At 56.9% G+C, this 19,544-nt stretch carries 13 protein-coding genes and 1 tRNA gene; 5 read left to right on the top strand and 9 right to left on the bottom strand.

Annotated elements, in window-relative coordinates:
• Positions 1-63 precede the first annotated feature (63 nt).
• The 3 genes from Poly51_RS11285 to Poly51_RS31765 all read left to right on the top strand — a co-directional run bounded on the left by Poly51_RS11285 (position 64) and on the right by Poly51_RS31765 (position 2,663).
• The gene (locus tag Poly51_RS11285) at positions 64-1,302 is read left to right on the top strand and encodes a hypothetical protein (protein WP_146457512.1); all 1,239 of its coding nucleotides are present in this window, start codon (positions 64-66) and stop codon (positions 1,300-1,302) included.
• Positions 1,303-1,824: 522 nt separating this feature from the next.
• A complete protein-coding gene (locus tag Poly51_RS11280) occupies positions 1,825-2,271 on the top strand; it encodes a transposase (protein ID WP_146457510.1) in 447 nt (148 codons plus the stop codon).
• A complete protein-coding gene (locus tag Poly51_RS31765) occupies positions 2,265-2,663 on the top strand; it encodes a transposase (RefSeq protein WP_390621776.1) in 399 nt (132 codons plus the stop codon). Before Poly51_RS11280 ends, Poly51_RS31765 begins: the two co-directional genes overlap by 7 nt.
• 617 nt (positions 2,664-3,280) lie before the next feature.
• Here the strand turns inward: Poly51_RS31765 and Poly51_RS11270 are convergent.
• From Poly51_RS11270 to Poly51_RS11255, 4 genes are all read right to left on the bottom strand, one after another.
• Positions 3,281-3,353: transfer RNA gene (locus Poly51_RS11270), tRNA-Ala, on the bottom strand.
• Positions 3,354-3,460: 107 nt separating this feature from the next.
• The gene (locus Poly51_RS11265) at positions 3,461-5,443 is read right to left on the bottom strand and encodes a RecQ family ATP-dependent DNA helicase (protein WP_146457505.1); all 1,983 of its coding nucleotides are present in this window, start codon (positions 5,441-5,443) and stop codon (positions 3,461-3,463) included.
• Positions 5,444-5,573: 130 nt separating this feature from the next.
• Positions 5,574-5,996 (bottom strand): SseB family protein, encoded by a 423-nt coding sequence (locus Poly51_RS11260; protein ID WP_146457502.1) that lies wholly within the window; start codon positions 5,994-5,996, stop codon positions 5,574-5,576.
• Positions 5,997-6,101: 105 nt separating this feature from the next.
• The gene (locus Poly51_RS11255) at positions 6,102-8,372 is read right to left on the bottom strand and encodes a glutamine amidotransferase (RefSeq protein ID WP_146457500.1); all 2,271 of its coding nucleotides are present in this window, start codon (positions 8,370-8,372) and stop codon (positions 6,102-6,104) included.
• A gap of 281 nt (positions 8,373-8,653) precedes the next feature.
• On the opposite strand from Poly51_RS11255, the gene Poly51_RS11250 reads away from it, so the two are divergent.
• Entirely contained in the window at positions 8,654-10,216 is a 1,563-nt protein-coding gene (locus Poly51_RS11250) for an outer membrane protein assembly factor BamB family protein (RefSeq protein WP_146457497.1), read from the top strand.
• 71 nt (positions 10,217-10,287) lie between these two features.
• On the opposite strand, the gene Poly51_RS11245 is transcribed toward Poly51_RS11250, so the two are convergent.
• Both Poly51_RS11245 and Poly51_RS11240 read right to left on the bottom strand, forming a co-directional pair.
• Positions 10,288-11,235 carry a universal stress protein gene (locus Poly51_RS11245; RefSeq protein ID WP_146457495.1) on the bottom strand — a complete coding sequence of 316 codons (948 nt, stop codon included), beginning with the start codon at positions 11,233-11,235 and terminating at the stop codon, positions 10,288-10,290.
• A 75-nt stretch (positions 11,236-11,310) separates the two neighbouring features.
• Positions 11,311-12,702: an ArsB/NhaD family transporter gene (locus tag Poly51_RS11240; RefSeq protein WP_246114427.1), complete on the bottom strand. Its 1,392-nt coding sequence runs from the start codon at positions 12,700-12,702 to the stop codon at positions 11,311-11,313.
• 391 nt (positions 12,703-13,093) lie between these two features.
• Between Poly51_RS11240 and Poly51_RS11235 the strand changes: the two genes are divergently transcribed.
• Positions 13,094-14,017, top strand: a complete 924-nt coding sequence (locus Poly51_RS11235) for a PEP-CTERM sorting domain-containing protein (RefSeq protein ID WP_146457493.1) — start codon at positions 13,094-13,096, stop codon at positions 14,015-14,017.
• Positions 14,018-14,317: 300 nt separating this feature from the next.
• Here the strand turns inward: Poly51_RS11235 and Poly51_RS11230 are convergent, their stop codons facing one another.
• The 3 genes from Poly51_RS11230 to Poly51_RS11220 all read right to left on the bottom strand — a co-directional run bounded on the left by Poly51_RS11230 (position 14,318) and on the right by Poly51_RS11220 (position 19,543).
• Complete coding sequence (locus Poly51_RS11230; protein ID WP_146457491.1) at positions 14,318-14,599, bottom strand: hypothetical protein; 282 nt, start codon at positions 14,597-14,599, stop codon at positions 14,318-14,320.
• 118 nt (positions 14,600-14,717) lie between these two features.
• On the bottom strand, positions 14,718-15,308 hold the full coding sequence (locus Poly51_RS11225) for a dockerin type I domain-containing protein (RefSeq protein WP_146457488.1): 591 nt from the start codon (positions 15,306-15,308) through the stop codon (positions 14,718-14,720).
• Between the two features lie 44 nt (positions 15,309-15,352).
• Positions 15,353-19,543, bottom strand: coding sequence for a CotH kinase family protein (locus Poly51_RS11220; RefSeq protein WP_146457486.1), 4,191 nt, complete (start codon positions 19,541-19,543; stop codon positions 15,353-15,355).
• Between the last annotated feature and the right edge of the window lies 1 nt (position 19,544).

The following is a 19,544-nucleotide window of genomic DNA, read 5'->3' as shown; positions in this document are numbered from 1 at the left end:
GCCGATGAACTTGGCAAGTACTGTGAACACGAGAGTACATTCGGAGTCAATGTTATGAGAACGATGCTAATTCATCTGTTTACAATTTCCATTTTCGCAACGCCATCTGTCTTTGCGGATTGTCCGAGCGAGGTCAGTCCGACTGCGGGGCAAAAGATCATCCTGACCGGCAAGGTGATGGATACTGACGGCAATTGGCTCAATGACGTGAATGTTTCGATGAGGCCGATCGATGTTCAAACCAGCACGGACCCCAATGGTGATTACGCAATCGAATTCTTGTGGGATGAGCAACTCAAACCGAACAAACGCGGCATAATCGCCGCACTAAAATTCGAGAAAGAAGGGCATCTTGATAAGACCATTCGAGTCAGGTCGATGGAGTTTTTCTCCAGTGCAAAACCACTCTTGGTCAAGCTTGAACCAAAACCCATCGAAAAGAATATCGCAGGATTCACCACGCCGATGAACACGTTCAACGCAGTGGGCAAAAAATCGAGCGGTGATGCCGAATTTCACGTCTATATTCCCGCGTCTGTGGACAAGGTGAGGGCTGCGTTTTATCTCTCTCGTCATGGTATCGGAAACATCACGCACCCCATTTTGCAGAAATTTGCGCAAGAGGAGAAGGTCGCTCTCGTCAGCATGTATGGGGATCCAGTGCAACGGGGCCTCAAGGATGTGAGCCTCACCGATACGCACTTGAAAAAGCTCGCGAAGCTGTCGGGACACCCTGAACTCGTGGATGCCCCGATACTCACATTTGGGCATTCCAATGGCACCGGATTTGCCGCTTGTTGGCCCGCACAGCGACCCGAACAATCGATTGGATGGATTTCCTTTCACCCTGGATTTACGGCGTACCTACAGTTGCCGAACACCGAAAAAGTCCCTTCCATGGTAATGCTGGGTACGGTCGATAAATATTTCCTCAACGGCCGTCAGGACGAGACCGTTAAAGAGATGCGTCAATTGCGTAACGCCGCGATGAGTACGATGATGGAGGCTGGTGTCGGGCATGGTCCAGTCGATGCAGATATCGTCTGGGAACTCGTCGTTGAGTTTTGCAAAGCAGCCATGCGAGTGCGACTTGGCAACGACGGAGAACTCAAGCCAATCAAGATCGAAGAGGGTTGGCTAGGCGCCACTTACAATATTGAAACTGGCGGACGACAACACTTGGAGATCGCTCCATACGCCGAATTCAAGGGCGATAGATCAACCGCGAATTGGCTGATGGACGAGGAGTTTGCGAAAGTGTGGCAGGCGTATGCTCGAACGGATCATCTTCAAAAGAGGTGAGCTCGCGGGGGGCAGAAAAAGGTCCATCTGGGTTTAGCACGGGTAGAGATCGAGTCCACCGCAGTAGAAGTAGATCGCGGTTTTGAAGATAATAGGCGAAGACACGAAGATCGATGAGCAGCACATGCTCGACCGGCTACGTCCCGCGGCGACATTTCTGCGACGGCCACGCGTCATCCGAGACGCAACCTGTCGATGCACTGATAGTCGTCTCTTTTGCAGCAGGTAATGCAATCCAGAGATTTTCGGTGGAGTTAAGACGCGATCCTCCTCATAGGTCTATCGGAATGCAATTCAGCTAGCCTCAGAGAATGCGCGACGTTTGGATTGCTGCCGCCTCAGGTCGTCATCGAAGGTCTTTCTACTTTTTCAATAACCACAACGCCCCTTGGTTTCCGCTTGTGGCTGAATTCGTCGAAGCACTCAGCAAAAAGTCATGGTGGCAACTCGCTAGAGGTAGTTTCAAAACCTGTTTGATTGGCATGTGATTTGTATTTGAGTGAGTGAGAAAGGAACACTCACATGCCCAAACTCCTGTCCCCAAAGGCGTCACGACGGCGACCAAACACCACAGGATCCAGGACGGCTCCGGTCCCTTTTATCACGAATTCCCAGTGGGAATTGATTCGTCATCTGTTTCCAAAACAGAAGATCACGCATGTTGGAGGTCGTCCGCAGGTTGATCATCGCGCCTGTCTGGAAGGTATCATCTGGGTGTTGAAAAATGGTGCACGATGGAAAGATTTACCAGAACGATATATGTCTTCTGCAACATGCTGGCGACGACGCAAGAAGTGGACTGAAGACGGAACCTTCCTCAAGGCATGGCAAATTCTGATTCGCAGGATGGATCGGCGAAAACTGCTGCACTGGTCGCAGGCGATGGGCGACGGTACGTTTTCGCCTGCAAAAAAAGGGGCCTTGAAGTTGGCAAAACCAAGCGTGGCAAGGGCACAAAAATCATGGTGATGTCTGATGCCAATGGAATTCCGACTGCTGCGCTCACGATTGAAGCGAACGTCTCAGAAGTTCATTGCATCGAAACTCTGGTGGATCTTCAGGTCGCCGGCCAACGTTCAAAACGATTGATCTACGACAAAGCTGCGGACGCCGACTGGTTGCGAGACAGCCTGCAAACTCGCAACGTCGACCTGATTACTCCGCACCGTCGCGGTCGCAAACGACTGGCCAGACAAGATGGTCGAAAGCTCCGCCGTTATCGGTCACGCTGGAAAATTGAACGCACGATCAGTTGGCTACAAAACAGCAGACGCCTCCTCGTCAGGCATGAACGATACGCACATCTGTTCGAAGGATTTCTACATCTCGCATGCTTGCTTATCCTGCTAAACAGGTTTTGAAACTACCTCTAGAAAGAAAAGGGAGGGCGGGGATTGGACGCCCTTTCTGATCGCGGACGGGATTGTAAAGGGCCTTCCAAGAGCCTTTCAAATGCCACGACAGAATCGGCATTACCTTGGGCAAAGCTATCCGAACGCAGCGGTATCGCTACACGAGGTGGCCGACGGGAGAAGAGTTATACGACCTGTCCGCTGATCCAGGAGAAGAGCGAAATCTCGCTAGCTCAGTTGGGCATATTGCGACGCTCAAAAGGATGCGAGCAGCTCTAGATCGTACTGAAATCAGAGCCAAGGAGGCGAGCAATTAATGACGACGGTTCCGGTTGCCCCCAGAAAAATACAAACTTGCCGATCCCTTTGACGAAACCGGCCCAAAAGCACTGATGATCAGCGATTCGGTTCGGATAACCGACCAATAGCTCCCCGAGGCGGACTCGAACCAAGCTGATACACGAGGCGAGGATAGTGGACAGTGAAACCCCGCAAGTCGTTGTTTGAAAACGACTTGCAAATTCATGCCCAAAATTGCACGAACTGATTGAACCCAGCGATTCACACCGAAAAGCCCACGAAAAAAGCCGCCGATCGCATTTGATCAGCGGCTTTTGTTTAGGAAGTGGAGGATAACGGACTTGAACCGATGACCTCTACAATGCCATTGTAGCGCTCTCCCAACTGAGCTAATCCCCCGGATTGGTCCGCCTTTGGGGGGCGGCCGGCTGAAGGGACGTGGGCCAAACTGCGTTGGTCCGCGATTCCTTCGAGATGCAGAAAGTAGCACGTTGATTTCGAGTGCGTCAAGTGGCGGTGGGGACGTTTTCGTCGTCAATTCCACCGACTTGGCTCAGAACCGTGGCGAAGGGGATTTGATCGCAGACCCCATAATTGGCGTGACGCGTCAATTTCGACCTCACGAAACCCGGCGACGATAGTCCGCACAAAAACCGGGCTCGGTCTCGTGACGTTGTGAAACGATCGGGGTATTGTTGAACCAAGTCATCCAGAATGCGTTTGACCGACGTTCCCAGCGGGCGAACGGCAAGTTTCGGGATCTTATGCGGGCCGTCGCCCAGGCACGCCGAGCAACGGCCACAGGGCTGGTCCAGCGTCTCGCCAAAGTGGGTCGACAATTGGTCGGCCATGCAGGACGACGCGGTCGCCAAATCGAATACGCCGTCCAGGCGGCCGACTTCCCCGGTTTCTCGCCGGGCCAGGCGATCGAATAAATCGTCGGCCAGGGTCTTCGCATCATCGGTTCGCCGAATCCAGCGATATCCGTGGACCAAGTCCGACACTTGGATCTCCAGCCATCCCTGTTCGCTCATGTACTCGATCGCCTTGACCACTCGCGTGCGATCGGCGTTAAGCTTCTTGGCCGCCAAAACGGTGTTGAGTAAGAACCATGTTCGGCCCTTCGTCAGCGATGACAAAACGCCGGCTGCGAACTCTCGTGGTTCGCCTTTGAAGTGGGCAAGGATCTGTTTCGATGTTACCAACGGCTTGATCTTGTACGTGTCGTAACGCGGCGACGTCGCTTTGAAATATCCGTCGAGTTCCAAGTAGGTCAGCAGTGTCCGCACCACGGAGATCCGAATGTCGGTCTCGAATGACAGCTTGTAATGCGAAATATGGAAGTGATCGGCTTGGCCGGCCAATAAATCGACCAGTCGACCGACGTTGTGACGCGACGGCGTGTCGCCGTAGGTGAAGTTTTCGAGCACCACTCGATCCTCGGGCAACAGCAGCACTTCGCAAATCGAGTCATCGCCGTCACGGCCGGCGCGACCAATCTCTTGAGCGTAGGATTCCAGCGACTTTGGCGGGTTGAAATGATAGACGTAGCGAATATTTGACTTATCGATACCCATCCCAAAAGCGATCGTGGCAACGACAATCCCGTCCGGTGAATTGATAAAGTCTTGTTGAATCCGCGTTCGATCCTCCGTTTCCATTCCGGCGTGGTATGCCGTCGCGGGTTGACCATCAGCAGTCAATTGCTCGGCGATTTCTTCGGCGGTTCGCTGTAGTGTGACGTAAACCAGCGTGGGCCCCTTGTCTCGCTCGGCAATCCGTTTTTTCAGCGTCGTGTAGTGGGTTGACGAATCGACAATGGTGCTTCGCAATTGAAGATTGGGGCGATAGAACTTCGTACGAATCGCGTCCTCGGGATCGATTCCGAATGCGTCGCGAATATCGGCGAGGACTTCGGGCGTAGCGGTTGCCGTCAACGCGAGGACTCGCTTGGCCGACAATTCTTTTGCCAGTTCGGCCAACTTCAAATAGTCGGGGCGAAAACTATGTCCCCATTGGCTGATGCAGTGCGCCTCGTCGATAGCAAACAACGAAACGTCAAGGGTGCCGATCGAGGCAAGAAATCGCTCGTTGAAAAATCGCTCCGGTGCAACGTATAGCATCTTGATCGAACCGTCGCGGATTCCTTGCATGGCCGATCGAAATTCGTCGGTGGACAGCGTCGAATCCAGCCGCGCCGCGTTGATCCCGCGAGTAGCCAGGGCGTCGCATTGGTCCTTCATCAGTGCGATCAGTGGCGAGACCACCACCGTCGTGCCGGGCAGCATCAGGCTGGGGAGTTGGTAACACAGGCTCTTGCCGCCGCCGGTGGGGAATACCGCGGCAACATTTTTGCCGCTGAGCAACCGTTCGATGACGGCCAATTGGCCATCGCGGAACTGATCCATCCCGAATCGATCGGCTAAGACTTGTTTGGGGTCCCCGGTCACGGAATTCTGTTCCCGATCCGCCACTGCTTTCACCGCCATGGTCACACTCCCTTTGTGCTAACACTGGAAACCGGTTTGGGGACGAGCCCCGAACCGGCAGAAAGTGTACGCATGATCAGGCGAGTGTCAAGAAAAAAGATTCTGATCGCGATCTTCGCGACGTATAAGGTTACTCGTCGTCTCCGTCATCGTTGGCCGAGTCATCGCCGAGCACTTCGATAACCAGGGCGGGGTCGACCACGCAGGCGTCGTCGAACTCGGGATCGACCAGCATTCCGAATCCTTCGGGTAGGTACTCGAGCAGTGCGTCGCCTTCGACGACGATGCCTTCGACTTCTTCGCCTTCGCCGAACAGGTCGGCTTGTTGGTTGACGAATTCACCGGCGATTTTTTCGGACGTGAAGACGACTAACGCCTCGAAACCATCGATTTCGGCCGTCAGGGCACCGTAGGACCCCTCTTCGCCGTCATCGTTTCCTTCGTCTTCTTCTTCGACGCTGATCAGCACGAATTCGCCGGCCAGGATCAGTTTTCGAATCGCTTCGGCATCGCGGGATTCGGTGAGCGCGGGGTAAGGAGATTTGCCAGACATATAAAACGGAGAGGGTTCAGGGTTCAGGCGGCCAGGGTTGAGTCACACGATTTGCCGAGTATACCCCTAGGATCGGTTCGCCCGTAGCGGTGCATTGCCGGGAGTCTAAGCTAGCCCCCAACGCCGTCGCAGCCACCATTCGGTTGACAGCGCCGTGGCAAACACCAAGAACAGCGGCCACCCGGTCATCGGACCGTCGCCCAGGCGCAGTTTTTCGACGACGGGAGTCTCTGCGGCCTTGCGTCGATCCAGAATGACCTTCACTAGGTCGTTCATCCGGTCGGCGCCGAACGCCGCGCCGCCATGATCGCTGGTCAGATCGGCTAACTGACGCAGGAAAACCGGATCCGCCATCGGGCCGGCCAACTCGCGACTCTGGTCCACAACCTGGAATGCAACCTCGGCTGGCAGCAGCTTCGAAGGATCCGCGGCCCGGACTCGCAGCCGGTAAATCCCAGCGGCCAAGGTCGGCAAGTTGCCTCGGATCGCCGACTCGTCGCGCGATGTGGCTCCTTCACCGGCGATTTGGTTGGACACTTTCAAAGGCGTCACCGTTTCGCGGCCTTGTTCATCGCGACCAACGATCTCGGCGGCCAATGAAGCGCCCTCGACATCGACGACGGCTTGAAACGCGGGTGACGATTCCGATGCGAAACGTCGCGAGTCGAGTCGAATTTGGATGCGGTCCTCCGCCGATTCTTCTCGCGAAAGCAACCACAGCATCAATTGTCGCCAGAACCGACGGTGCGATTCGTCGTAGCCGCTACGCCACCATCGCCACGTCGAATCAAACGCAATCGCGGCCGTTCGTCCCTTGCCGTACTGACCGACGATCAGCAACGGTTCCTCGCGAGGCGTTTGCAGTAGCACTTCGATACCGGGCGCGACTTTGGGCCCGTTCCAGCGACTGGCTCCCAATAGTGCCGGCAGGTCGCGCCACGTTTGGGCAGGATCGCGGCCGCCCAAATCGGTGATCGGATGATTGCGAGCCAACTGTACCACCACCGGTGCATCGAGTTGATTTTCGCTGGACCATACGCTTTCGATAGACCGGCGCCGCGCAGGGTCCATGCGTACGGGCATCACGTCGGCCAATTTAGACGATGCGTATCCGCCGACATCGTAAGTCTGGAAACCGCCCAGCGTGACCAGGCCCGCACCGGCGCCGACGGTTTCGGCGAGTTGTTGCAGTTGCCGTTCACCCAATGCGTCGGCGTCCAAGTCGCCGATCAGGTAGATATCGAACTTGCCCGGCGTGAACCAGTCCTGCAAGTCGACCGGCCACGACGATACGGTGTCCGTCGGGATCCAGCGAAACGTCATGTCGAGATCCGGAAAACGTCGAAGCGAACGCCGGATCAGCGATTGTTCTTGATCTAGATTACTGAACAAATACAGAATTCGGCCGCCGCCTTCGCGGACATCGACGAATGCGATCTGTGAATTGTTGCTCACGACCAATTCACCATCTTGGACGTCTGCCGAAACTTCTAGCTGATACGTTCCCGGCGGCGGCGACGTGACTGGGATCACGACGGCGGCGGTATCGATCGCTTTCTTGACGGCAATCTGTCGCGTGGCAGCGACAGTGCGTTGGCCCTGTTCGTCGATCCAGGTCAAGCGAACGGGAACGTCCGTGCCGGTCATCGCTCGTGATTGAACTTGGAACGTGATGTCAACTTGGTTGCCCGCGAACAGTTGATAACTTTCGGACAATGAATCGACGGCCACGTCACGCGATTGAGTCTCGGTTCGTGGCGGCCCGATTGGAACTGTCCAAAACGGAATGCCCAGAGAGTCCAGTGTTTCGACGACACGTGCGGCGCCGCCACCGGTGACTGGGCCCGTTTGAGCTCCGTCACCCATCAGCACGATGCCGGCAATCGGTTGGCCAGATGCCGCGCCGATCGCGGCTGTTGTGGCGGCTTGCAAATCGGTCAGCTCGCCGTCGGGGACGACATCGGCCAGCGTTTCGGTGGTCGCCATCGGACGTGTCGTTTCATCGTAGGCCAGCAGTTTGATGTCCAACGAGTGATCGCGTCCGACCAGCCCGCTTGCCAACGACTGCCAGGCGCCGACCTGTGTACTCCAGCGGTCACCGCCGTCACCATCGGGCAACGTCATGCTGCGTGACGTATCGACGGCGACGATCAACGCGGCATCGAGCGGGCGATTGTCGGTGCGGACGACGGTGGGGCGAACCAAAGCCAAAATCAAGACTGCCGCTGCCAGCATCCTCAAGCCCATCAGCCATCGCCGCTGGATCGGCACGGCCGTCGGCGGCGTCACCATGACGATCACCGCTACGGTCACCCCGATCGCGGCGATCGCCAAAACCAGCGATCCGTAAATCGGCTCGATCGCAAGGGACGTCATGAAGGGTGGTTTCCGTATTCGCGAGTTTGCCGGCCAACCGTATGGCGGTCGTTGATGTTGGCGATGTCCGTCTCGCAGCGACCGTCCCACATGGGACTGTGTTTACGATACCGGATCGGTTGTCCCGGTGGATAGGAGTTTCGATCGTCTTTCATGCGATCATATGGGGGCACCGTTCGAAGGAAACCGTTTTCGGATAAACTTTGTCCGAGCGTGTCCCATGAATTTTGGTGCCGACAAAGATCCGAGTTCTTCAACTTCTGTTCCAAAAGAGATCCGTCATGAAACCAAGACTATTGGCGACGTTCGCCTTGGCCGCGTTTACAACAACTGCCTACGCTGACGATTGGCCGTCGTTTCGCGGCGCCGACGGGTCCGGTGTCAGCCAAGACACCGAATCGCTGCCGACGCAGTGGTCCCCCAGTGCCAACATCGGCTGGAAAGTCGAATTGCCCGGCTCGGGCGTTTCCAGCCCGATCGTCGTCGGCAATCGAGTCTTTGTGACTTGCTATTCCGGCTACGGCCTCGAGCGTGAATCGCCTGGCGACATCAACGATTTGGTTCGCCACTTGGTTTGCTTTGACATCGCGACTGGTGCCAAGTTGTGGCAGAAAGACGTTGCCGCCACGTTGCCGGAAGATCCCTACTCGGGCATCGGCGTCACGGCGCACGGGTATGCGTCGCACACTCCCGTTTCGGACGGTGAACGGGTCTTTGCGTTCTTCGGAAAAGGTGGCGTGCACGCCTTCGATCTCGACGGCAATGCGTTGTGGAATGTCAACGTCGGCAGCGAGTCCGATCCGTGGAAATGGGGTTCGTCGTCCAGTCCCGTCGTACACGGTGACTTGGTGATTGTGACCGCTTCGGCGGAAAGCCAGTCCGTTGTCGGGCTGGATAAAGCGACCGGTCGCGAGCGATGGCGGCAAGAAGCGTCGGGGCTGGACGGAATGTGGGCGACGCCGACTCTGGTGCCAGTCGACGACTCGCGAACGGACTTGGTGATGGGCGTGGCCAAAGAACTCTGGGGCCTCGATCCCAGCGACGGCAAGCTGCGTTGGTACAGCGAAGCGACCGGCGCGGAACAGTCGCAATCCAGTTTGGTTGTCATCGACGGTGTGGCGTATTCATTCACCGGACGCGGTGGCGGCAGTGTCGCCGTCAAAGTCGGTGGCTCGGGCGACACCAGTGACGCCGCGGTGTTGTGGAGCGGCCAAGAAACGACTCGGTTTGCTTCGCCGGTCGGGTACAAGTCGCGAGTCTATTTGGTTGCCAACGGAGTCGTCACCACCGTGGACGCGAAATCGGGCGACAAGATCGGCCAAGCACGCCTGGAAGGCGTCGCTAGCACCGGTGGCGGATTCGGATCACTGGACTATCCGTCGCCCGTGATCGCGAACGAAAAAATGTACTACCTCAACGGGGCGGGCCAGATGTTCGTGTTCGAACTGGGCGACGAACCCAAGCAATTGAGCGTTAACTTGGTGACGACCGAGAAAGAAACGTTCGGCGGTACACCGGCGATCAGCGACGGCCGTATCCTTCTGCGCAGCAACAAGCATCTGTACTGCGTGATGGACGAAAACGAAACGGTCGATCCGGCCGACAACGTCATTGCGAAATCGGATGCACCCAGTGAGGGCGGCGGCCGAGGCGGATTCGGTGGTGGACGTCCTGGCGGAGACCGTGGTGGATTCGGTGGACGACCAGGCGGTGAAGGTGGCGGTTTCGGCGGACGACCGGGGGGAGACCGTGGTGGTCCCGGTGGAGGACGCGGCGGTTTCGGCCGCAACCAAGAAGATGATTCTCGTCCCAAACGCCCGCAACGTCCTGAAGTGGCCGGCTAAACGAACGGGGACGGAAAGCCAAGGCTGATTTTCGTTCGGGCGAAAATGGCTCCGTCGCATCCGGTTGTTGTTTAGCTGGGCACGTGCCCCGGCACGACCAACACCGGATGCGGGCTGCGCCGGATACGGTCTTGGACGAAGCCTTGTGAAAAGCGGTCGTCGACTTCGTCCGCCATCACCAACAGCATTTGCGATGACTCGTCGAGCGCGTTGGGCGGTGCAACTTCGCCGGCCTGCGGAAGCAGGCTGTACGTCATTCCGTTTGCCGCGGCCGTTTTCGCCATCGCGCCGTGGAGCGATTGATGCGTCTTGGTCATCGCATCGGAAAACTGTTCTAGGTCCATCGATAGCCCCGGTTGCATTGCTTCGACGATGGCGCGGACGTTTTCGTACTGTTCTTTTTCGATCACCAGATTCAGCGTCACCGTCGCGCCGTCACCTGCCAGACCGAACGCCCATCCCGCCGCACGTGTTTCGAAGTCGCATTCGCCGCTTAGAACCAAACGGACTTGATCGACGCATTGCCTTAGTCTTTGGTCGTCGCGGCGAATGATCAGCATCGGCACCGGGCATCGTGTCAGCATCACGTCGATTACCGTTCCGGCGCTGTCTGAACCGATTTTTTCGAACGATCGGCCGAACGGGCATGGCAACACGACCAAGTCGACTTCGTGCGCGTCGACTGCCGCCAAAATTTCATCGTACGAGTCGCCCTCGCCCCGCTTGATCGGCCGTGCGCCGATCACTTGGGCGGCGGCTTCGATCGCATGATCGGATGCGTTGCCTTCGATTCGTTCTTTCGCATCCAACACGATCGTTTCGACATTGAAAGTCTCGCGAAGATACGACGCCGCATCGATCGACGTCACGTCTTGTGGTGAACCGTCCAGCACCAACAACACTCGCGCCGGTTTGATCGGCGCGATCGCCGGCGCAGTACCAACTTTGGATTTTTCGAACATCCGCATCGACGCGTTGACATCACGGTCGATTTCGTTCGAATCAGATTCGTTTGTCATGGTGGAGATCGTTTTTCTATCGTCAGGGCAGGTGGAAGTGTCGCACGTGTTTCCGCATTGGGCATCCGCTTCGGGTCACGGGTGCGACAAGCTTGGGATCATGTTGTTTTGGTAAGCCAGCGTCACATAGAGGATCGCTCCAATGACTTGCAGCAACATGATCGTTCCGCCCAGCTTCAAGAACGTGCCCCAGCCGATGTGTTGATTTGCTTCTCGCTTGAGCGCGTAGATGGCGATCACACACGATATGGAACCGATCGGCGTTCCGTTGCCGCCCAAATTGCAACAAAGGATCAACGTCCACCATAGTGGTTCGGCCGGCACGTCGGGGCTGGTCGAGATGTCTTGGACGATGGGGATCAACGTCGCCGCAACAGGAATATTGTCGACGATCGAACTGGCGACGGCCGAAAAAACGCCCAGCAACGGAATCAACAATTCCATTCGATTTCCGGACAGATCGACGACCTGTTCGGCGACGAATGCAAGAGCACCGGTTTGTTTGACGCAGCCGATGATGATAAACAGCCCCATGAAAAACATGATCACCGTCCAGTTCACTTTCCCGATGGCATCCTCGACGCCTTTTCCGGCAAACATCAACGCCGCGGTGGCACCGACCATGGCGATGAAATCCATTCCAACGCCCAGTTGCTGTGCGAACACGAAGCCGACCACGGTGGCCATCAGGATCGAACCGCTGCGATAGAGCACCTTACGGTCTTCGACCATCGCCCAAGGATCGAATGTTTCGATCTGCAAACGTAGTTCTTCTTTTTCCTCGGCGGTTTGTTTCCACGGTAAGTCGTTGCGAAACAAGATTCGCAGCACCGCGATCGCGATCAATAAGCTGATCACGGCGTAGGGCAACGACACTTGCAAGAACTGCATGTAGGGGATCTCGGCCGCCGTTCCGACCATGATGTTGGGCAGTCCGCTTGCGAACGTCGCGATCGCGCCGCTGTTGGCACAGATTGCAACACTCAACATCAACGGCGCCGGCTTGTAACCGAGCGAGCGGCAGATCACCAGGACCAGAGAGCTAAGGATCAACATGGCTGGCACGATCGTCAGCACCGCCACGAACAAAAAGGTGACGATGCAAAGCGTTAAAAACAGCGTCGCCGCTCGACCGCCCGTCAACCGGACGATCCACATGCTGATGAAGTGGAACAACCCGCTCTTGCCGACCACATCCACCAAAATCCCGGTGCCGATGATGACACCAAAAATGTTCAGGTCTTCTTTCAGGAAGTCATAGACTTTCGGGAACTCGAACAGCCCGAGTAGCAGGCTGAGCGCAATCAAGACAATCGCGCCGCACAGCGCCGCGACAGTCTTGTGGTATCGTTCGACCGCGACGCCCACATAGGTCGCCATCATCACCGCGGCAAACAGCAACATGACGCCCGCCGATTGCGGCTCGATTGGCGTTTGTTCGATAGCGGAGGCAAGTAGATGCATCATGCAATGGTGGGTCGTTGGAAACGGACGGCGACGGCGCCTCTAGCCTAGCGCTTCACCGCTGCCCCTTCAATGCCCGAAATCGGATGGAAGGACGAGGGGATCGCATGTCCATTGCTCTGGTCGAATCGTTGAACAAGCTATGAAGTCACCGCAATTTTTGAGGCGGTTCCCGGCACATCATCACCGGGCTACGAGGTCACGAGTGCTCTCTCAATCGATTTCGGGTTCATTTTTGTCTGCAATGATCCGTTTCGCGTCTTACTGCCCCTAAGCATGGCGGTGTCGCATAAGATCATACCCGTTCGGGACGGATTGTTCCGTCTCTTGACTATCGAAACGACACATTTTCTTACTGGGGTGCGCTATGTGGGTTCGTACGTTTGTTGTCTTCATGTCAAGCATTATCGGCATGGCGCACGTGCATGGCGGCGTCATATTCAGCACCAGCTACACGGCGGCCGAAGGTTATTCGAATGCACCGCTAAGCAACAACGTGAACTGGGTTGGTGGTGGGCAAGTCGCAGTGCGCCCCAATACAACCGGATTCACAACCAAGGGAGGCGTTGTATCCGCGGACCCCACGTATCACGTGACGGGCGCATTGGATGGTTCGCCTGGCCGCTCGTTCGGCGTCGGTGATCGGATCTCGATTCAAACTCAATTGCAGTTCACGTTGCCCGGCGCCGCCTTTGCCCAAGAAGTGGCAAGGTTTGGATTCTCAGATTCAGCCGGTGGGGGCCTTCAATCCGGGTTTGGCGTCGTTTGGGATCGAGGGATAACCCAACCTGACAATGAAAGTGGGTTTGTGCGATTTTTTCCGGACTTCAATGACTACGTTTTGGTTGACGACGTTAGGCCGGTCAATCAAGCCAACTCGTTTTCGATTGAAGGACGCTACGTTGGCTTGGACGTGTTCGATACGCGGGGCAACGGGGCTGATCTGCGATCCAACCCTTTTGAGATCGACTATACGGCCGAGAAAACCGGGTCAAATGAATGGAGCGTCATTGACCTGACGATCAGAGATTTACAATCCAGGGCGACGTTTTTCTACGACCGCAACGTTCAACCCACGCAGACATTTTCGTTCGCCGGCAGCAACGCCTTTTTCGGCCAACGCATGGGTGTCCAAGGACGCGACGGTGCCGCTCTGAATCCGACAAGCGAATTTGTCACGTTCAGTCACACGAGTGCAGCGGTACCGGAACCCGGTACGATTTGGATCGTCGCGATCGGAATGATTGCCTACTTCATTCCGCGACGGTTGCGGCAGACTTACGGCGTCGAGTGCGGCAAAGGAATGCGAATCCTGTAACGGCGACGAAAGCAACCGCTGACGGTTCCGGTACCGCAGCGACCGAAAGATTGAACGTCGTGTTCACCTGGTCGATGCGGACGGGCAATCCGGTCTGAAGGTCGATCTGGTCCGTGTTGAAACCGGGAGTGCTGGGGGCCAGCGAGATGGCGTAGTCGCCGATCGCAAGCGAGGATGCGTCGATCGTCAACTCGAACCATCGCTGAGGCGATGCGCCGAGGGTCTGGACACTGGTCAGTTCTTGGTTGACAAAAACTTCGATGGAGTCGCCCTATGGAAAAGCCGAGACGGTCGAGTTGCTCAGGTTGGTGTCGGCAAAGAAACCGCGGTCATGGGGCGCCGTCGTGCCGATATCGCTTTCGCTGATGTTCGTTGCCGCCGGAAACGGAAACCAATGTCGATGCCCCGCACCCTGTCGTCAGCGTCGCTGCTGACGAAAAAGTTCAGCTTCTGGTTCGCGGCTTGCCGAATGGTCGCGTCGATGCTTCCGGTCGGATCGAAGGCGATGACGACGTCGGCGTCCGACCTAGCGGGCATAGCAAACAAAAGCAGCAGCGCTGTCAAGCAAAAGTGTTGGTTCATGATGTTCTTCATAACGTTAGAAGGTAATCGAAATCGTCGTCGCTATCGATTCAGTCCGCTGATTTCGGCTTTCAAATTGGCAAAGAACGCGTCAACGGCCTCCAGCGATTGGACCGATTCACGTTGGAAATCTCGAAAGCGGGCGGTTACGTCGCGTCGGGTTTCCATCGCTAGTCGCAAATCCACCCGACGCAGGGCAATCAGTTGCATTCGCAGTTGTCGGTAGCCGGTAGCCGGTAGATACCGCTTGTCTGTACTCGCGCCGCGTCGGCGCGGTGTTTTCGGTTTCGACGACTTCGGTTTCGACGGGCGAAACGGGGATCGTGCTGGCGATGACTTGCTCGACCGGATTCTGTTGGACCGGATTCGTCGCCGTGAGTGCATCACCTTGCTGGGGCGGCGCCAGCGGTTGTGGCGCGGTCATCATCAACAGTCCCTGGATGACTTGGTTTCCTCGCACGATCAAAGTGTCCGTCGATGTCACCCGGCCATCACGGTTCAGGTCGTGCGGATTTTCGATGCCGGCTGATCCAGGGGCAGTCAACTGATTTCCGCGAATCACCAACGTGTCGGTCGAGGTCACTCGCAGGCGACTGCCCAGCGCGCCGCCGGTGACTTCGCCGACTTGATTGCCCAGATAGAAGACATCATCAGTCGTCAACCCGGCATTGCCCGACGCAAGCACCGTGACTTGTAGCCACTGGTTCATGATCGCACGGTTCGCCCACGTGATGACCACTCGATTCGACCCGTTCATCCCGCCACCAACGATGACGTCGATGGGAAGCGGGCCGGCGCATCGGTCCACTCGGTCAGGTCTTCGGAGTTGCCGACTTTGAATGCGAAGTCGCCGGCGGTCAATGTTGTCGCCGTCGAATTTTCGATATCGATGACGACGCGGTTCAGACCGTTGACATAGTTGGTGAAGTTAGCGGACGTCGCGGGTTGCCCCGGCGGCAAGCCGATGATGTTGTCCGCCGGCGTTGATGATCCGTACCCCGCGGTCGCGTTTGCGTAGGCGACGCTGCGTTTGATGACTTGTGGGACGGTCACGACCAACGATGCCGTCGCAATCGTCGACTCGTTGGGAGTGCCGTTGTACGTCACACGCACGGCGATTGTGCGCGTTCCCGAACCGGTAAAGGTTTGCGAAGGGGTCGGACCGGTCGCGTCGACGTCGAACGTTGCGCCGTCGAAATCAAAGTCCCACTCGAACGTCAGCGTTTGATCGGTGTCATAGTCGCTGCCCGATCCGGCCAGTGTGATCGTGCCCCCCGATGCAACGACGTAAGGCCCACCGGCCGATGCCAGCGGTTTGTCGTTTTCGTCGATACCCGGTGTGCCACCGACCACGTAGCTGGGGCGCCAGTTGGTTCCCAAGTCGTAGTCGCCCGACGCGCTGAGCACGGTCAACGAAGGCCCGTCACCGTCGGTCGAATCGTGCCAATCACCGTCCTTGTCATCGTAGGTGAACGATTGGATGGTCGAGTCATCCGCCGCCAGGATTGTTAGTGTTTCGCCGCCATTACTGAGGCTGCCGCTGTACTGGCCGGCGACGGGCAGCGTCGTACCATAGAAAGATTCAAAGAGGTTCTGATCGACAACCAGTAAAACCACTTCGCCGGGGCCGAGTTGGCTGATCGACCCGTCGTCGAAATCAAACGTGATCCCTGCGGTGAAACGGACACCGGCAAGCGAAATCGGTACCGCGCTGATGTTCTTCAGTTCGATGAATTCTCGATCGCCCTCGTCGGCCGGGTTGAAATGGACCTCGGTGACTCGCAAGTTCGACGCGGAAGCTGCCGCAACCGGAATGAAAAACGATGCCTGTTCCGCGGCCGACCACGTCCCGTCGGCTTCGAGCGTTCTCGCGATCAAGTTGATCGGGCCACTGACGGTGATGGGTGCAGACGTCGGTTTGCTGACCAACAATTCGACGTCGAAAGTCGTGTCGCTACTGTTAGCGGAAACTTGATGCAATTCCGCAGCGATCAAATTGGCGCCATCCCGAAGCAGCGCGGGATTGATCGGGAAATCGTACCAAGTGCTCTCGTCCGTGCCACCGATCGCGGTGTTGGCAGGCGTCGTCGATGTCAATGTCCCGGTCGGCAGGTTATCGCGAACGACCTCGACTCCGTTGACGTAAATCGCCACGCCGTCATCGCGACGAACGCGGATGGTTGCGGCGGTGGCTGGTCCCCCACTGAGATCCACATCGAATGAACGACGGAAGTAAGTGGTGATGAACTTGTTGTTTGAATCAGGACCCAACGAAATCGGGGTCGCGGTTGGCGAGTTGCCATAACCAAACTCCGTATTGCCCGTGCCCCAAAGCGAGTCGTTGAAACCGCCGTCGTCGGATGTCCATTCGCCGGTGGGCTCAGTTCCGTCATCGAGAAACCGCCAAGCCTGACCCGATGCGACGACGGTTTCTTGGACAAGCTGCGGATCGTAGACTTGCGCGGCCGGATGGATGCCGCCGCCGAACGATCGCGGGTCGGTGCCGTCGGTCATGTAATAAACCAAGTCGCCCGTTGATTGGAAGCCGACCGAACTGGCCGGCGGCACTTCACCACCATGTTGTAGCTCGCCATTGGCCAGGAACTGAGGCGCAGCGACGGACGGGAACAGTGGCGCCGGGACAACGACGCTGTAGTCACCCGCGCTGTCTTTGAGCACCAGCGTCGTGTTCCGGAACTGGTCCAACACAATCGGCTCGCGAGCCGGCAAGTAGGTGTTTCGCAGGTTCGCGATTGCGTTTAGGAAGTCAGCCTGAGTTCGAGGCGAGTTGGTCCCTCTTTTCGCATCGCCCCAGCGAGCCGATTCGGCAATCACCGCAGTTGTAATTTTCGCCGCCTCATCATCCAGTCTCGTCGTCATCGACGAAACGCTTAGCGGCCCGTCATTGAAGAATGCCGACTGGATCGTGTCGGCGAATCGAATCCGATATTCGTCGTTGGCCATCAATTGCTGATGCAGCCATTGAGGATTGAACCAGTCGACGCCGACCTCGAAATTGGCGTCGTTGTAGGGGCCGTTGCGGTTCTCATTGACGTTTCGCATCGTGTGCTCGGCGTCATGCTGGAAAAACCTAAATCCGTCGCGTCCCGTGCGGTCGCGAACCGCAAAATAGTTATTGGGACGATTGTTACCCAAGAAGTTCGATATTGGCGCGTCCAGATTGCCGCCTCGAAGCGTTTCCATCATGTAAACGATTAGGTTGTCGACATCCAACAAGACCGGAAAGTCGGGGTTGTCCGTGCCATTGGGGTTTTTGCCCTGCGCTTGAAGGTATGCAGCGTCTTCGACGAATGCGGGCGTAACTCCGTCCGTGGCGCGGGCGTTTGCTTGCTCCCATAGTTGGGTGTAAGCATCGAAGTTTCCGTCCGTTGCGATGTTTCGGTAATCGCCTCGTTCGGGTTTTAATACGTCATAGTCATTGACGTTACCGCCAAAGTAAGCAGCTGCGTAGTTGGCGTCGGCCCGCTCTTGAGTCTGGTAGATGCCCCAGTACTGGCCGTCGAGATAAAGGTGAACCCAAGTACTGCGCGTGTAGGGTTGCCCCAAGTCACGTTGGGCGTAGCGGGCCAAGACTTCAGCAACGAAATTATTGGTCGCATTGCCACCCGAGCTCCACGAATAGTTTTGGGGGGTCCGCAAGTCGAGCTTGTCGAACTCTGTCACGCCGGCATCACCATGGACCGGGTAATTCAGTGTCGAGTCACCGTACGAACCTCGAAAGAACAGTTTCAGAGCGTGCTTGGGATTGAAATCGCCGCGGCTGAATCCGCCACGAATCCGCAGGCCGGCGTTGACTTGGAACCCCGGTGTTCCATCCGGGTTGATCCATTCGGCAGATGCCGGCCGTTCCCAATCGCGACCGTCCTGCAAGGCGTTAGAATAGAAGCCGAATTCTTCGTCAAACAGATTCGCCAACTCGGTCGTCAACGAAATGGTGGGCAGCGATAGCAAAGCGTCCTTCACGGCCTGTTCGCCTTCCAACGCAATCACGTCGGGATCGATGCCGTAGTCGACGACGTTGGTGCCCCAAGTCGTCGGCCATCCGGTCGGAGCAACGCCATCGGTAGACTGTGTCAGGACATCGTCAAGGTACAAGTATGTTCGCGTGATGCTGGGCAAAGACACATAGTCAGTCAGAAATGCTGCGGCTCTCAGATTCGTCGTCGCACTGACCGTAATGGGACCCGAGTAGTCTGTGCCGTTGCTGGCGGTCGGTGTGCTTCCGTCGGTGGTGTAACGAATCGTTGCACCGGAGGTCGGTGAGGTCAAAGTGATTGTTTGCGGTGTGGTGTAAAATCCTGCTGGTACGTCTGCGATGACCCGTTCGACAACACCCGAAACCGCATCCCGATTGATTTCGCCGGGCGTTGGGGTGGCAAAGTACGTCGGCGACATGGTTGCCAGCTTGCTGGCAACCAATTCTGGTGCAATCAAAAAGCTGCTGTTCGACGCTGAGGCATTGAGTCCCTGGATCGCAAGCACGTTGCTGCCATTGACCAGCGATTCGATGGCGGCCGCGTCCAACAGAATCGGTTCCGCAGCGACGGCGTCGGAAAAGCTGCGAGATGCTGTCGCCGCCGAATCGAACAAGAGTGAATTCGGCGCATTCCGCCGAGCGACTTCGACACCGTTGATCCAGGCAACGAATCCGTCGTCGTACTGTATGTTCAGCAGCAACGTTTCGACTTCCGCGACATCCGTCACGTTGAAGGAAATTCGCGTGTACGCCGATGCGTTGATCCCCGACATTGCTGCGGAAACGTCGGTCGCAACGAACGGGTTCTGGCCGGCCACATAGGGTTGTAACGCCGTCAAGCCGCCCGACGCAGTGTCGCCGACTAGTGCGAAATTGGTGTTGAACGATGAATGGGTTCCTGACGCCGCAAAGAACTCTGCTGACGCACCGCCGGCACCCTCAAACATG

This window comes from Rubripirellula tenax, assembly GCF_007860125.1.
Lineage (GTDB): Bacteria > Planctomycetota > Planctomycetia > Pirellulales > Pirellulaceae > Rubripirellula > Rubripirellula tenax.
Note: the sequence above shows the minus strand (reverse complement) of the source record. Positions and strands in the feature narration are given on the sequence as shown.